11 protein-coding genes, 1 tRNA gene and 2 pseudogenes are annotated in these 14,883 nt (G+C 54.3%); 10 read left to right on the top strand and 4 right to left on the bottom strand.

The window, feature by feature from the left end; genetic code table 11:
- The first annotated feature begins 1 nt into the window (after position 1).
- The 4 genes and pseudogenes from uvrC to BM317_RS17555 all read left to right on the top strand — a co-directional run bounded on the left by uvrC (position 2) and on the right by BM317_RS17555 (position 4,620).
- Positions 2-1,825: an excinuclease ABC subunit UvrC gene (uvrC, locus tag BM317_RS17570; RefSeq protein WP_092475435.1), complete on the top strand. Its 1,824-nt coding sequence runs from the start codon at positions 2-4 to the stop codon at positions 1,823-1,825.
- A 32-nt stretch (positions 1,826-1,857) separates the two neighbouring features.
- Positions 1,858-2,418, top strand: a complete 561-nt coding sequence (gene pgsA, locus BM317_RS17565; protein ID WP_092475433.1) for a CDP-diacylglycerol--glycerol-3-phosphate 3-phosphatidyltransferase — start codon at positions 1,858-1,860, stop codon at positions 2,416-2,418.
- 63 nt (positions 2,419-2,481) lie between these two features.
- Positions 2,482-2,557, top strand: a tRNA-Gly gene (locus BM317_RS17560).
- A 222-nt stretch (positions 2,558-2,779) separates the two neighbouring features.
- Positions 2,780-4,620, top strand: a pseudogene (locus BM317_RS17555) (tyrosine-type recombinase/integrase).
- Between the two features lie 332 nt (positions 4,621-4,952).
- Here the strand turns inward: BM317_RS17555 and BM317_RS17550 are convergent.
- The 4 genes and pseudogenes from BM317_RS17550 to BM317_RS17535 form a co-directional block, all read right to left on the bottom strand.
- Positions 4,953-5,949, bottom strand: a pseudogene (locus tag BM317_RS17550) (transposase); the annotation flags it as partial.
- 154 nt (positions 5,950-6,103) lie between these two features.
- The gene (locus BM317_RS17545; RefSeq protein WP_092170225.1) at positions 6,104-6,310 is read right to left on the bottom strand and encodes a hypothetical protein; all 207 of its coding nucleotides are present in this window, start codon (positions 6,308-6,310) and stop codon (positions 6,104-6,106) included.
- 139 nt (positions 6,311-6,449) lie between these two features.
- The gene (locus BM317_RS17540; RefSeq protein WP_092170222.1) at positions 6,450-7,055 is read right to left on the bottom strand and encodes a TetR/AcrR family transcriptional regulator; all 606 of its coding nucleotides are present in this window, start codon (positions 7,053-7,055) and stop codon (positions 6,450-6,452) included.
- Between the two features lie 14 nt (positions 7,056-7,069).
- Positions 7,070-8,026, bottom strand: coding sequence for a LysR family transcriptional regulator (locus BM317_RS17535; protein WP_092170218.1), 957 nt, complete (start codon positions 8,024-8,026; stop codon positions 7,070-7,072).
- A gap of 261 nt (positions 8,027-8,287) precedes the next feature.
- Between BM317_RS17535 and purU the strand changes: the two genes are divergently transcribed.
- The 6 genes from purU to BM317_RS17505 all read left to right on the top strand — a co-directional run bounded on the left by purU (position 8,288) and on the right by BM317_RS17505 (position 14,863).
- Positions 8,288-9,151 (top strand): formyltetrahydrofolate deformylase, encoded by an 864-nt coding sequence (gene purU / locus BM317_RS17530; protein ID WP_218189425.1) that lies wholly within the window; start codon positions 8,288-8,290, stop codon positions 9,149-9,151.
- Between the two features lie 33 nt (positions 9,152-9,184).
- The gene (locus tag BM317_RS17525; protein WP_092170215.1) at positions 9,185-10,462 is read left to right on the top strand and encodes an aminomethyltransferase family protein; all 1,278 of its coding nucleotides are present in this window, start codon (positions 9,185-9,187) and stop codon (positions 10,460-10,462) included.
- A 13-nt stretch (positions 10,463-10,475) separates the two neighbouring features.
- A complete protein-coding gene (gene folD, locus BM317_RS17520) occupies positions 10,476-11,351 on the top strand; it encodes a bifunctional methylenetetrahydrofolate dehydrogenase/methenyltetrahydrofolate cyclohydrolase FolD (RefSeq protein WP_092170212.1) in 876 nt (291 codons plus the stop codon).
- 52 nt (positions 11,352-11,403) lie between these two features.
- On the top strand, positions 11,404-12,192 hold the full coding sequence (locus BM317_RS17515; RefSeq protein ID WP_092170208.1) for a glucose 1-dehydrogenase: 789 nt from the start codon (positions 11,404-11,406) through the stop codon (positions 12,190-12,192).
- A 182-nt stretch (positions 12,193-12,374) separates the two neighbouring features.
- The gene (locus BM317_RS17510) at positions 12,375-13,364 is read left to right on the top strand and encodes an aminopeptidase (RefSeq protein ID WP_092475431.1); all 990 of its coding nucleotides are present in this window, start codon (positions 12,375-12,377) and stop codon (positions 13,362-13,364) included.
- Positions 13,365-13,435: 71 nt separating this feature from the next.
- Positions 13,436-14,863, top strand: a complete 1,428-nt coding sequence (locus BM317_RS17505; protein ID WP_092170202.1) for an aldehyde dehydrogenase family protein — start codon at positions 13,436-13,438, stop codon at positions 14,861-14,863.
- The last annotated feature ends 20 nt before the right edge of the window (positions 14,864-14,883 follow it).

The following is a 14,883-nucleotide window of genomic DNA, read 5'->3' as shown; positions in this document are numbered from 1 at the left end:
AATGACTGAATTGTTTGATCCCAGCGCGTTCCTCTCCACCTGCAGCGGTCGCCCCGGCGTGTACCGCATGTTCGACAGTGAGGCGCGCCTGCTTTATGTCGGCAAGGCCAAGAACCTCAAGAAACGCCTGGCCAGCTACTTCCGCAAGACCGGCCTGGCCCCGAAGACCTCTGCTCTGGTGGGGCGCATCGCGCAAATCGAAACGACGATCACCGCCAATGAAACCGAGGCCCTGCTGCTTGAGCAGACGCTGATCAAGGAATGGCGCCCGCCGTACAACATCCTGCTGCGCGACGACAAATCCTACCCCTACGTGTTTCTGTCCGACGGGGCGTTTCCGCGCCTGAGCATTCATCGGGGGGCCAAGAAGGCCAAGGGCAGGTATTTCGGCCCTTATCCCAGCGCCGGGGCGATTCGTGAAAGCCTCAGCCTGCTGCAGAAGACCTTCTTCGTTCGCCAGTGTGAAGACAGCTACTACAAGAACCGCACCCGGCCCTGCCTGCAGTACCAGATCAAGCGCTGTAAGGCGCCGTGTGTAGGATTTGTCGAGCCCGAGGTTTACGCCGAGGACGTGCGTCACTCGGTAATGTTCCTGGAGGGCCGCAGCAATGCGCTGACCGATGAGCTGTCGGCAGCCATGGAGGACGCGGCGGTCAACCTTGAATTCGAACGGGCCGCCGAGTTGCGCGACCAGATTGGTCTGCTGCGCCGCGTGCAAGACCAGCAAAGCATGGAAGGCGGCAGCGGTGATGTCGATGTGATCGCGGCGTTCATCAACCCGGGCGGCGCCTGCGTGCATTTGATCAGCGTGCGCGGTGGTCGTGTGCTGGGCAGCAAGAACTTCTTTCCCCAAGTGGGTATCGAGGAGGACGTAGCCGAGGTCATGGCGGCTTTCCTGGGCCAGTACTACATCAGCAGTCCGGAACGGGACTTGCCGGCCGAGTTGATCGTCAACGTGGTCCATGAGGATTTCCCGGCCCTGATCGAAGCCATCGACAAGCTCCGCGGTCGTGAACTGACCATCAGCCACCGCGTTCGCGGCACCCGTGCCCGTTGGCAGCAGTTGGCCGTGACCAACGCCGAACAGGCCCTGGGCGCGCGCCTGGCCAATCGTCAGCACGTGGCGGCGCGGTTCGATGCCCTGGCCGATGTCCTCAACCTGGATGAGCCGCCGCAGCGTCTGGAGTGCTACGACATCAGCCACTCAAGCGGCGAGGCGACCGTGGCCTCCTGCGTGGTGTTCGGTCCGGAAGGCCCGATCAAGTCCGACTACCGCCGTTACAACATCGAAGGCATCACGCCGGGCGATGACTATGCGGCGATGCATCAGGCGTTGATGCGGCGCTTCGGCAAGCTGAAGGACGGGGAGGGCAAGTTGCCGGATATCCTCCTGGTGGACGGCGGCAAAGGCCAGTTGTCCATGGCCCGCGATGTGCTCAATGAGTTGATGGTCCCGGACCTGATCCTGTTGGGCGTGGCCAAGGGCGCAACCCGTAAGGCGGGTTTCGAGACCTTGTACCTGAACGATGCCGCCCATGAGTTCACCCTCAAGGGCGATTCGCCAGCGCTGCACCTGATCCAACAGATTCGCGACGAAGCCCACCGTTTCGCCATCACCGGGCACCGTGCTCGCCGTGGCAAGACGCGCCGCACGTCTACACTTGAGGGTGTGGCAGGCGTTGGCCCGACGCGCCGTCGCGACTTGTTGAAACATTTTGGTGGATTGCAGGAACTGTCTCGTGCCAGCATCGAGGAGATAGCCAAAGCACCCGGTATCAGTAAAAAGCTCGCAGAGTCGATTTATGCAAACTTGCATAGCGAGTAGAATGCCCGTCAACCTCGTAGCCAGTTGTGCCGATGAATATCCCAAACCTGATTACCGTTCTACGCGTCCTGCTCATCCCGATCTTCATATTGCTGTTCTATTTGCCGTACCACTGGAGCTACGTGGCCTCCGCCTCGGTCTTCGCCTTCGCCGCCGCGACGGACTGGCTGGACGGCTACCTGGCCCGACGCCTGGAGCAGAGCACGCCGTTCGGTGCTTTTCTCGACCCCGTGGCCGACAAGCTGATGGTCGCGGTGGCCCTGGTGCTGCTGGTGCAGGAACATGGCAATCTCTGGCTGACCTTGCCGGCGGCGGTGATCATTGGCCGCGAAATCGTCGTCTCGGCGCTCCGTGAATGGATGGCCGAGCTGGGCGCTCGTGCCCAGGTTGCTGTGTCGAACCTCGGCAAATGGAAAACCGCCGCGCAGATGCTCGCACTGGTGATCCTGCTGGCCAACCCGTCGGATTTCAGCTTCTGGGTGCTGTTGGGCTACGCACTGCTGCTGGTTTCCGCTGGGCTGACGTTGTGGTCGATGGTCCAATACCTGCGTGCTGCGTGGCCGCATCTGCGGACGGATGTAGAGTCGAAATAAAACTTTTTTGAATCAAAGGGTTGACGGCGTAATCTGAACCTATAGAATGCGCCACACCAAGACGCGGGAATAGCTCAGTTGGTAGAGCACGACCTTGCCAAGGTCGGGGTCGCGAGTTCGAGTCTCGTTTCCCGCTCCAAATATTGCGCTGCAGAGTTCCACTGAATTCTGTAAGTGATTGAAATCAGGGCCTTTAGGCCCTTTTTTCATTCCAGCGGGAAGCACTGAAATCCAGCACTATCCGGTACGTTTAAGTCCAGAATTGAGTCCAGGATTCTGACGGGCTCTGAATCGGTTTAATGCTGGAGCAGATTGTGTAGCGAGATGAGCATCTGGCCCTGACTCTGTTCAGGAGCTCGCGATGGCACTCTCAGAAATGACAGTTCGGCATGCCCAAATCACCGGTAATGACTACACCCTCGGTGACAGTGATGGTCTCACTCTCAATGTGACGGCCACGGCGGAAAAGTCTGGCTCTTCCGTTACTACTGGGCAGGCAAGCAGAAGCGCATGTCCTTGGGTTGCTACCCACAAATCTCTCTCAAAGAAGCACGTACTCGACGTGACGAGGCGCGCGCCTTGGTTGCCCAGGGCATCAACCCTTATGAGCATCGTAAACAACAGCGGCTTGCTGTTCGTTTTGCGACAGAGCATACCTTCGAGGTCGTGTTCAATCAGTGGGTAGAGTTCCGCAGGTTGAGCCTAAAGGAAGGACGCCAGAGCACGCTCTCGCAAATCTTGCGAATCTTCAATAAAGACGTCTTGCCCATACTGGGTGGACGGTCTATCTACGATATCAATCGTCACGATCTGCTGGATTTACTGAGCAGAATCGAACAGCGCAAGGCCTTAACCACCGCCGAAAAATGCCGAACCTGGTTCAACCAACTGTTCCGTTATGCGCTGGTGAAGATCGAGGGGCTGGAACACAATCCGGCTTCAGACCTTGATGTTGTTGCACTCCCCAAACCGCCTGTTACGCACAACCCATTTCTTCGTATGGACGAGCTTCCGGGATTGATGGCTGCTCTTCGAAATTACGGTGGCGTCAACCAAACTCGGCTTGGCCTTCGGTTGTTGTTGCTGACCGGTGTCCGCACGGGCGAATTGCGGTTGGCGACGCCCGACCAGTTCGATCTGGAGAAGCGTTTGTGGGTCATACCGGCGGAGGTGGTGAAGCAGCTCCAGTTAGCGATGCGAAAGGCGGGTAAGCAGATCCAAAACGTACCGCCCTACATCGTGCCGCTGTCGGTGCAGGCGCTCGAGATCGTGCGTCACTTGCTGGATCAGGTTGTCCCCGCACAGCGCTACTTATTTGTGCATCGAAGCGACCTGAGCAAGCGCATCAGTGAGAACACGCTGAGTGGCGCGCTACGCCGGATGGGGTACGCCGATCAACTCACCGGTCATGGAATGAGGGCGACGATCTCGACGGCGTTGAACGAGATCGGATACCCGAAGGTGTGGGTGGATGCTCAGCTTTCTCATGCGGATCCGGATAAGGTGAGTGCGGCTTACAACCACGCGGAGTATGTCGAGCAGCGCCGAACGATGATGCAGGACTGGGCGAATCGTCTGGATCTTTGGGGGCAGGGCCAACTGAAAGCGGCAAGCTCTCCACTGACTATTCGTTTAGAAGGTGCAGCGTCGTTACCTTCGTTGGAAAACGCGAATGCCAACGCCGTTCTGTACAGTAGTGGCTTCCCACCGACGACTGTCTCTGCCTCCGAAATGTCCGTCAGCAACGAACCGGTCCATCACGCGGCTCAGTATTCACCTGTCCTACCTGCTCCAACGCAGGCTGAACAGCTGCGCGAACCTCAAGTATCTGACATACAACGTCAGCGCGCCGAGATGCTAGCTACCTATGAAGCTTCGAATAATTTGCCGCTGCTTGTCTTCGCCAAACTGGCAGGAAAATCCCGAGATCAGATCAACCGCGATATCAAGGCTCGGCGCCTGCTATCCCTGAGCCTAGGGAATCGCGGTCAGCGCATTCCCGATTGGCAACTTGATCCACTGCGGCACAAGTTGGTACTTGCTGTGTTAGCGCGATTTCCGGATGTCGATGCATGGAGGCTTTACCGGACGGTCTGTGAGCCTCATGAGCGACTGAAGGGGCATTCGCCAATCGATGTACTCACTCTGGAGAATTTCGAAGTGACTGTGCGGATCGTTTGTAGCGCGCTGGGCTCAAGCTGAGGTGCTGTCTCGTGCGGTGATAACGAATGTTGCTGCTTTCTTGGGCCCGTCTAGCGCTACTCCTGAATGTGTGGGCTACGCAAGTCGCCTGATGTTTCGGAGCTGGTTGGCTAGAGGATTCTATTGCGCAGGAAGACGCCATTTGGCAATATCCCGCTCCCGCACTCTTTTGTCAGCCCTCCATCCCTCTCATTTTGGGGCTGTGTTTTTGAGGGGCGGGTAATCACCCGGCCTCGTCAGACTGTGTGAAAACGCAGTCCGCCGCGGTTTAAAGCAAATGCCCGACTTGTCGGGGCATTTGCTTTTCTGCAATCTGAAAAATGAAGGGCCTTTCAGCCCATCAGCGCCATCAGCTTCTGTGCTCCCAGCACCTGGATAGCTCTTTTCAAGTTGTAGGCCTGGTACTGCAAGTGCCATTTCTGCGCGAGCACCCTGTAACTGGCGCAGCAAAAACCGGCCATTGCCGAAAATCCATTGCTTCAGGTTGCCGAAGGGATGTTCGACGATGGAGCGCCGATGCCCCATCATTTCCAGGTGCGCCTTCATTCGCACTTCCATTCGCTCAAATGCTGCTTCATGGGCGTGGCGCATCAGATACCGGCGTTCTGCCTTGGTGCAGCGGTTTTTCAGCGGACAACTTCGGCAGTCGCTGATGGCCGCCTGATAGATTCGGTCGCCCTTGCTCAGTTGCTTGAGTGTCAACCGGTTGCCTGCGGGGCATTGGTACTGATCGGTGTTCGAGTCGTAGTTGAATTCGGTGCGGTCAAAGTATTGCTCGTCGCCACCGGTGGTGTTGATCGCCCGATTGGGAGGCACAAAAGCCGTGATCGCCGCGTCTTCGCAGGCCTGGAACTGGGCACCATTGGAATAACCGGCATCCGCCGTGACGCAAAGTTCGGATTGATCCAGCTTCTCTTTGGCTGCTTTGGCCATCGGTTCCAACTGACGGTTGTCGGTGCCTTCCTGAGTCACTTCGTGGTGCAGAATCAGGCAATGCTTGGCATCCACCGCACTTTGAATGTTGTAGGCCACGAGCGGCCCGGACGCTGTTCGCATTTTTTGCGCATCGGATTCACCCACAACGTGCTGAACCAGACCTTGAGCTTGCATCAGCACTTGGCAGGTCTGGTTATTGGCCTTTTTTACCTGCAACTCCGCCAGCGCTGCCTGCACCGCTGAACGATCAATCGACTCGCCTTCTTCGTCACGATCGGCCTCATCGAGTTGCGCCAGATAATGCGCAATTTTCTTGTCGAGCGCCGCTTCCCGTTGCTGGAGCTTTTTCGGTGTCAGATGTTTGCGGCTGGAAGCCACAGCTTGAAATAGGTTGGTGGTAGTTTTTGGGGCATCAAACTACGCGTCGGAGGTTGAAACCTTGAATGTCCGCAGCGCCTTTCAGGCTGAGACTTCACGTAGGAACGTGCTGAAAAGGCGCTTTCACCGCCCGATCCTATGAAAACACCGACTTTTTCAAAAAAAGAATTCACCCGAAGCGGATATTGCGTTTATTGCGCATCGAGACCAGAAGGCTAAGGACTTGCGTACACGTGAAGCCAAGGATCAGAAAACTGGCTCCGTGGGCTGCTGCAAAAAGTTGCCAGATAGCGAACAGTAGCAACTGCAAGGTCCGTTCAGCCAAAACGTATAGCTGTTCCGGTGTCTTCTGATTGGGATTGGGCGAGGAATTCATGCCCCTGATCGTGCCAGAGCAGGCGATCGGCGGCGATCAATCAATAGGCTGATGGCAGGTGCAAAAACACTCTGATCGCGCCGCCTGTACCAACCGGTTGCCAAGGCAACCCCAATACCAAGGCGTGAAATTGCTCGATTTACTCGCCAAACTCAGCAAACCATTGTGTTGCGAGAGATTGGACAACTTGGGTACGGCTGATGGGAGCTGACCCACTCAGCCACATCATCAACACATGCTCAGTGTAAGTGCCAAGCATAAACAAGCGAAGTTTTGCATTCTCAAGATTATGGCTGTTGCGACCCGACCAAGCTGGTAATTGAGAGGATACTTCCCATATTCGCTTAAACCACGCTCTTGAAAGTTCAGGCTCAAGCGCAATTGCTTCATTTGACGCTAATGCGATAGATCGACTGTTTTCCCAGAAAATAACAAGAGCTGCTACCCAGTCTTCAATGCCGGTTTTCGAAAGAGGGGACTCGCTGTCAAGCTTTAACAAGAGAGACAGCATTTGAGGCATGTAAATTTCTTGCCAACCGGCCATCAAAGCCTCAGGCTTGCTGCGGAAGTGCAGATAGAAAGTAGCGCGGCCGGTACCTGCATAAGAGGTAATGTTGTCGATGGTTGCGCTCTGATAGCCTTTTGAGCTAATTATATCAATTGTCGCTTTGAGTAAGCGCTCGCGAGTTTCTTGCTGTTGCTCTGCTCTTAGCGTTGCGGGCTTTCTTAACTTCTTGTTAATCAAAGCAAAACCTCATCTCAATTCGATTTTTTACGTTCGGCATAAGTTGGCGACATCGCTAGCGAAGGGTCCAGGTTCTTTAACTCTTCACGCACAACTTGTCGCAACCAGCTCACCGAAGGCTCATCTTCCATTCTCTTGTGCCAATGAAGCTTCAGCTCAAACTTTGGAACCTCAACGGGCGGCGGCAATAACCTAATCTGATTGCTGGCGAACCATATGCCTAATGATAACGGCACCGTAGCAATCATGTCTGTACTGGCTATCAATTGGGGGACGCTCATGAAGTGGGGAACCTCCAAATGGATACGGCGATGTAGTTTCAGCTCCCTCAAGTGATATTCAAAAATCTCTTGGCTTCGCCCCTCTTGGTTCACCACAAGATGATCTGCCCCTAAAAACTGTTCCAGGCTCAGTGAGTCCTTAATCGTTGGGTGGTCACTGCGTACGATGCAGGTGAACGAATGGTCGAAAAGATCCTGAGTAATGACAGCGCTACCAGAAAGATCGGGGAAATAACCTATGGCGAGATCAACGCTGCCTTGCTCCAGGGCTGACTCCAACTGCTGATGAGGTAGAGATACGCATCGGAGATCGGTATGAGGCGCATCTTCACCAAGACGCCTCAGGATGGGGGGGACGAAGATAAGTGCTCCGATGTCAGACGTGCTGATGGTGAAAAGCCTGTCGCTATCGGTGGGTTTGAAGATCGGCTTCGAGAGAATGTCGGTTTTTATGGACTGCAAGACATTGGATACGGCTGATGCGATTGAAAGGGCGAAAGGGGTCGCCCGCATGCCCCTCCCTGTCGATTGGAACAGAGGATCTTCGAAATAGTCACGCAGGCGTCGCAAGCTAGCACTGGCCATCGGCTGGCTCATCCCCAGTCGACGTGCAGCCGCCGAAAGGTTCTGTTCCCTGTTCAACTCATCCAGCAAAAGCAGCAAATTGAGGTCAAGCCGTCTGATATCCATCCTGCTTATATCTCTTATTGTTTTTTAAGGGATTCTCAATGTTTTCGGTATGTCGTAGGGTGTTGCCACATAGGGAGCGCAGGTGTTGGGCAGAAAGAGTATTGCAAGGCCATATTGGTTCTGAATTTTTCTTTCATAGAGTGAGTCTATGCCTCATATAATACTATAAGTGATCTACTTAAATCAATTATTCGATCTGTTCTGAGGATGATCGATTTAAGTGTATAAAGCCAAATATAATTGAGATTGTTGGTGAAATCAATCGTGAACAAAAATAATCAATATGTGCTTTCGCTGGCCTGTCTGGACGCTCCAGGGATTGTTTCTGAGGTTACTACCTACCTCTTCAAGCATGGAGCGAATATCGTTGAGGCGGAGCAGTTCAATGATGAGGAAAGTAAAAAATTCTTCATGCGAGTGGTCGTCGAAATAGATGAGCCCGCAGTTCGTGACATTGAGCGCACTTTTTCAGAGATTGTTAAAAAGTACAATGCGGAGTGGTGGTTTAGAGCGCGTACTGATCGTAAAAAAGTCGTGATTATGGTTTCAAAGTTTGACCATTGCCTGGGTGATTTGCTTTATCGCCATCGCCTAGGTGAGTTAAATATGGATGTTGTTGGTATTGTTTCCAACCACCCACGCGAGTCATTGAGTGTAAGTTTAGTTGGCAGCATTCCTTTCCATTACTTACCTGTTACCGCAGAAACTAAGTCTTCGCAAGAAGCACAAATCAAGAAGATTGTGACTGAGAGTCAAGCTGATTTGGTGGTACTTGCTCGGTACATGCAAATTCTGTCGGATGACCTCTCTGTCTTTCTGTCGGGCCGGTGCATAAACATCCACCACAGCTTCTTGCCTGGTTTCAAAGGAGCAAAGCCCTATCACCAAGCTCATACCCGTGGCGTAAAGCTTATCGGGGCAACGGCTCATTTCGTCACTGCCGACCTGGATGAAGGTCCGATCATCGAGCAAGACGTTGAACGAGTAAGCCATCGGGATTCCGCTGAAGATCTAGTCCGCAAAGGGCGTGATATCGAGCGTCGGGTGCTGTCTCGCGCAGTGTTGCTTTTCCTTGAGGATCGACTCATTGCAAACGGTCGGCGAACCGTCGTATTTGCCGACTGATCACGCCAAAAAAAATAAGTCAGGAGCTAATTCATGAGCACTAATGGCATGCGCAAAACGCCAGAAGGATACTTCACCAGTCGTTGGGGGCAACCCGAGTACACCGACTGGATCGACGAGAGCATGTCTTGGAAACAGACCTGTTCAATTGGCGACTGGTCTTTCCTTTGGGAGCGTAAGTTTAAAGGTCCTGATGCGCTTAAGCTGTTCTCTGATATCTCCGTTAACAGCTTCGAAAAATTCGACATCCTGCAATCGAAGCACGTTACACATACGACTCAAGCCGGCAAGGTGATTGCTGAAGGCATTCTCACTAGACTTACTGGAGATGAGTTCCTGCTGTTCGGGCGTGGCACTTTCTGGGCCGAGTACGTTCGCCGCAACGGAAACTACAGCGTCGTCTCTGAAGTCCAGGATGGATTCAATTTCCAGGTTGCTGGTCCTACCGCTCTTCCATTGATCGAGCAGGTTTCGGGGCAGTCGTTGCGAGACGTGAAATTCATGCACTCCGCTGAGATTGAAATCGCCGGTTGCCGAATGTTGGCTCTGCGCCAGGGCATGTCGGGCGAGATCGGGTTTGAGTTGCAGGGGCCAAAGGCTGATGCCGCCAAGGTCTATGAGACCATTGTCGCGGCAGGGCAGGAATATGGTCTTCGCCGTCTCGGTGGGCGCGCGGTGTTTATCAACCATCTTGAAGCCTGCTTCCCAACCATCGTCACGGATTATATGCCAGCAATCTTCGACTCGGAGATGGAGGGCTATTTAAAGGAATTTCGTTCGGCTATGCCGAGCTTTGCTTCGACCTTTAATGTCGCCGGTAGCTTTGAATCCAACAACGTCAGCGACTGGTACCGTAGCCCTGTCGAACTTGGTTGGGCAAAAACAATCAAGTTTGACCACGAATTCATTGGGCGAGCAGCCCTGGAAAAGGAAGTCGCTCAGCCGCGTCGTGTCATGCGCACTTTGGTTTGGAATGGTGATGACGTCGCAGCGGTTTACGCGTCTCTGTTCCAGAAGGAACTGACGCCGTTCCAGTACATGGAAATGCCGCGAGATCAGCGCGGCTTCATGTACGCAGATCGGGTATTGCGAAATGGACGAGACGTAGGCGTGACCACTTCGCGCGGATATAGCTTCTATTTCCGCGAAATGCTCTCGCTTTGCACCATCGATGTGGAGCATGCGGACATAGGCAATGAAGTGAGTGTGATCTGGGGTGACCCAGGCAAGCCGCAGAAAGAGATTCGCGCGACAGTTGCAACTGCTCCCTACAAGCAAGACAACCGGCGCTCAGATTTGAGCAAAGTTTGATAGGGGGCAGCTCATGACGGCGCAATTGATTGACGGGAAGGCCATTGCGGCTCAAGTCAGACTTGAAGTCAAAGAAGGCGTTGCTGCCTTCGTCGCTGCTGGCTGGCCCATTCCTGCGTTAGCGGTTGTGCTTGTCGGAGAAGATCCGGCAAGCGAAGTTTACGTCGAGAATAAGGTCCGGCAGACAGAAGCCGTTGGGATGCGCTCGCAGCGCTTCGTACTGCCTGCGGACACTAGTGAAAACGATCTGCTTGCATTGATTGATAAGCTCAACACTGACGATTCGGTAAGCGGAATTCTGGTGCAGTTCCCGTTGCCGCCGCAGTTTGACGTAGCCAATGTAATCAGTGCGATTGATCCCGGAAAGGACGTCGATGGCTTCAATCCGCTGAACGTCGGTCGTTTGGCGGCGGGCTTAGATGGAGGGTTGACACCCTGCACCCCTATGGGGGTCATGCGCCTTATACGCTCGGTACATGATGATATAGCCGGTCTTGGCGTCTTGGTAGTCGGTGCTTCGAACGTGGTAGGCCGTCCTCTAGCGCGCCTGCTACTTCAAGCGCAGTGCACGGTATCTATCGCTCACATTCGGACGACAGACCTTGAAAAACGCTGCCGAGAAGCAGATATCCTAGTCGTTGCTACAGGTGTTCCCGGGCTTATTCGCGGCGACTTCATTAAGCCTGGAGCAACGGTGATCGATGTCGGGATCAGCCGTGTGAGGCTCCCTAGCGGTAAAGACAAACTCACCGGTGATGTCGCATTCGACGAAGCTGTGGAGGTAGCAGGCGCAATTACCCCTGTTCCAGGGGGCGTAGGTCCGATGACTATCGCGTGTCTGCTAGCTAATACATTGCAAGCCGCCAAAGCCTCTGTCGGCTTAGTCTGAGACGTCACGCAGTTGAACACCCAGATCTACTAATAAAAACAACGAGGTCGCTATGAACGTTAAATATGATTTCTCTGGAAAAGTTGCTTTGGTAACTGGTGCAGGTTCAGGTATAGGACGTGCTACGGCGCTTGCTTTTGCTCAGGCTGGTGCTTCGGTTGCGGTAGCAGATATTGCGGCAGAGCACGGTCAAGAGACCGTTCGACTAATCAAGCGAGCTGGTGGCGAGGCCACATTTTTTTATGTAGATGTAGGGTCAGAGGAAAGCGTTGAGGCGATGTTGGCCGGTGTTGTAGATCAGTACGGCGGTCTTGATTTTGCTCACAACAACGCAGGCATTGAAGCCAATATTGTTCCGTTGGCCGAGCTGGATTCTGACAACTGGCGTCGCGTTATCGATGTCAATTTGTCCTCGATCTTCTACTGCCTCAAAGGCGAGATTCCTCTGCTGCTCGCTCGGGGCGGCGGTGCCATCGTAAATACCGCCTCTGCATCCGGTTTGATTGGTGGCTACCGCCTCTCAGGTTATACCGCTACCAAGCATGGCGTCGTTGGTCTGACGAAGGCAGCGGCAATTGATTATGCCAACCAGAACATTCGCATCAACGCAGTTTGCCCTGGCCCGGTCGATTCTCCGTTCCTCAAAGACATGCCTCAACCGATGCGTGATCGTCTGCTGTTTGGCACCCCCATCGGTCGTTTGGCAATTGCTGAGGAAATAGCGCGCTCCGTCCTTTGGCTGTGCTCTGATGACTCCAAATACGTACTCGGTCATTCCCTTTCTGTGGATGGCGGTGTTGCGGTGACTGCAGTTGGCACCCGTATGGACGACTTGTTCTAACCACTGAGTTGTAAGCAGGAAGGTAAACGCCGGATCTGTCGTCGTTATTGCTGCAAACCCCGACGGACTTCGCTGCGAAGTTCTCGTTATTTCTGTTTTCAGGCGGCGCTGCGCATTGACGTAATGGCGTTGATGGCCTTCTGCCGCCTTTTTTGTACCGCAAGCAAACGGAGACTCAAGAGTTGAGCAGTCAAGATTTAGTGCGGGTATTGGAAACGCCCCTGAAGCTGAATGCGAAGCCGGGCGAGAAAATCTACATCATCACTGACACTTCTATGGAGCCAGAGGTTTGGCAGGCGCTTGCCGATGCTGCGCTCAGTCTATCCATGGAGCCCACCGTGGCGATCATGCAGCCGCGAGCTTTTCATGCTCAAGACCCGGTACCTGCCGTGGTCGCGGGTGCTCTTGATCCCAGCAACGATTTGGTTGTTTATCTCACCAGCACGGCACTTGCGCATGCTCCGATCACAGAGCTTCTAATTGAGCATGGGCGTCGTTTCGTGCTGATGGAAGAACTGACCGCATCCATGCTGGCGAAGGACGGTCCGGCAGGTGCGGACTACTTCGCGCTGAACGTTCTCGGCAAGAAAATCGCCGACATTTTTACCAACGGAAGGCAGGTCACAGTGACTTGTCCTAACGGTACCAACTTGACTGCGAGCATCGAGGGGCGGGTCGGACGCGCTATTACCGGGCTCCCGGTAGTTATGCGCCCTGGTGGAGGAAGCGGCTGTGCCTTCCCAGATGGCGAAACACACGTCTGTCCAGTTGAAGGTACAGGCGAGGGAACTGTCGTTTTCGACTTGACCGCTCACTCCGTTGGTGCATTGCGAGAGCACATCACTGTCACTGTGAGGAACGGCATGGCTGTCGCCATCGAGGGTGGTGAGCAAGCGGCTGCTTGGCGCGAGATTTTTGCGCAACACGGTGACCCTGAAAGCTTTAACTGCCCAGCCGAGATTGCCATTGGGTTGAACCCCAAGGTTCGCCCGACCGGCTCGATGCGCACCGATAAAAAGATGTACGCGACCTCTCACATTGGGCTTGGGGATACCACTGCATTAGGTGGTACCTGCAAGGCCAAGTTGCGTCTTGAGGGCGTCATTCGCGAACCCTGCATCAGCGTGGACGGCGTCGTGATCACTCGTGCCGGGAAAATTCTGCTCGATTAGTTAACCAGCGCTACGAGCTTCGTATTGCCTACGTCGCGCCTGATTGGCGGACGATTTTTTGTGAGAACGCTATGACTACTCAATGGAACCATTACATCAACGGCGATTTTATTGCTCCTTCGTCGGGCGAGTTCATTTATGAATTCGTTCCTACGACTGGGCTTCAGGGTGATCAAATTGCCCGTGGCTCTGCTGCTGACGTGGACCTCGCGGTTAGCTCTGCCGCCGCCGCCCAGTCTGCATGGAATGCTCGTAAACCCATTGAACGTGGGCGTGTCCTTCTCGCAATCGCGCGTTTGATTCGAACAAACGCTGCTGCGTTTTGCACAAAGGAAGCCGAAGAAACCGGGAAACCGGTGAAGATGGCTGCATTTGAAATCGAGGCCTGCGCTCAGTACTTCGAGTACTACGGTGGTTTGGCAACCGCGATCCAGGGCGAGACCATCAATTTGGGCCCCAACTATCACGCTTACACCACCCGCGAAGCATTCGGTGTAGTAGGGGTGATTCTGCCGTGGAACTCCCCGCTGAATCAGGCTGGCCGGGCTATTGCCCCGGCACTCGTTTCCGGTAATACGGTTGTGGTGAAACCTTCAGAATTCACCTCTATCACCATGCTGCAGCTGGCTGAAATGGCTGTGAAAGAAGCGGGTCTGCCTGCTGGAGTCCTGAACGTGATTACCGGTACCGGTAAGGAGATCGGCGAACCGTTGGTTAAGCACCCCCTGATTCGAAAAGTCGCGTTCACAGGTTCGGTTCGCGCGGGTAAAGAGATCGGCAAACTCGCCGCAGATCGCATTATTCCGCTTTCCCTTGAGTTGGGCGGTAAGTCGCCAAACATCGTCTTTGAAGATGCAGACCTGGATCGTGCAGTTGCCGGCAGCGTGTTCGCATTTACGGTGAACACAGGCCAGGTTTGCCTGGCTGGCACTCGCTGCCTGGTGCACCAATCGATCTACCAAAAGTTCGCCAAAAAGCTTGCCAGCGCGGTGGAGGCTCTCGAGTTCAGTGATGGTGAGAACTTCGGGTTGGGGCCTTTGACAACCAAGGCCCAGTACGAACAGGTACACGCCTACAACAAGCTGGCGATCCAAGAAGGCGCAGAACAACTGGTAGGCGGCGATGTGCCGAGCGACAAAGCGGGTTGGTATGTCCGCCCGACCGTTTTCACCAATGTGAACAACTCCATGCGTATCGCGCGGGAGGAGATCTTTGGTCCGGTATTGGTCCTGATGCCGTTCAAAGATGAGCAGGAGGCGGTGGTCATCGCAAACGACTCGGAATACGGCCTGGCTGCAGGGCTATGGACCTCTGATTTGGCTCGCGCGCACCGAGTCGCTGCGCAACTTGAGGCCGGTCAGGTGTATGTCAACGAATACCCTTCCGGTGGTGTTGAAACGCCTTTTGGTGGATTCAAACAGAGTGGTTATGGCCGTGAAAAAGGCCTGGAGGCGCTCCACCACTACACCCAAACCAAGACGACCATCATCCGAATTTAATCGCGAAGAGCAGATTCGAT

The sequence above is a fragment of the Pseudomonas sp. NFACC24-1 genome (genome assembly GCF_900115235.1).
Taxonomy (GTDB): domain Bacteria; phylum Pseudomonadota; class Gammaproteobacteria; order Pseudomonadales; family Pseudomonadaceae; genus Aquipseudomonas; species Aquipseudomonas fluorescens_AA.
Note: the sequence above shows the minus strand (reverse complement) of the source record. Positions and strands in the feature narration are given on the sequence as shown.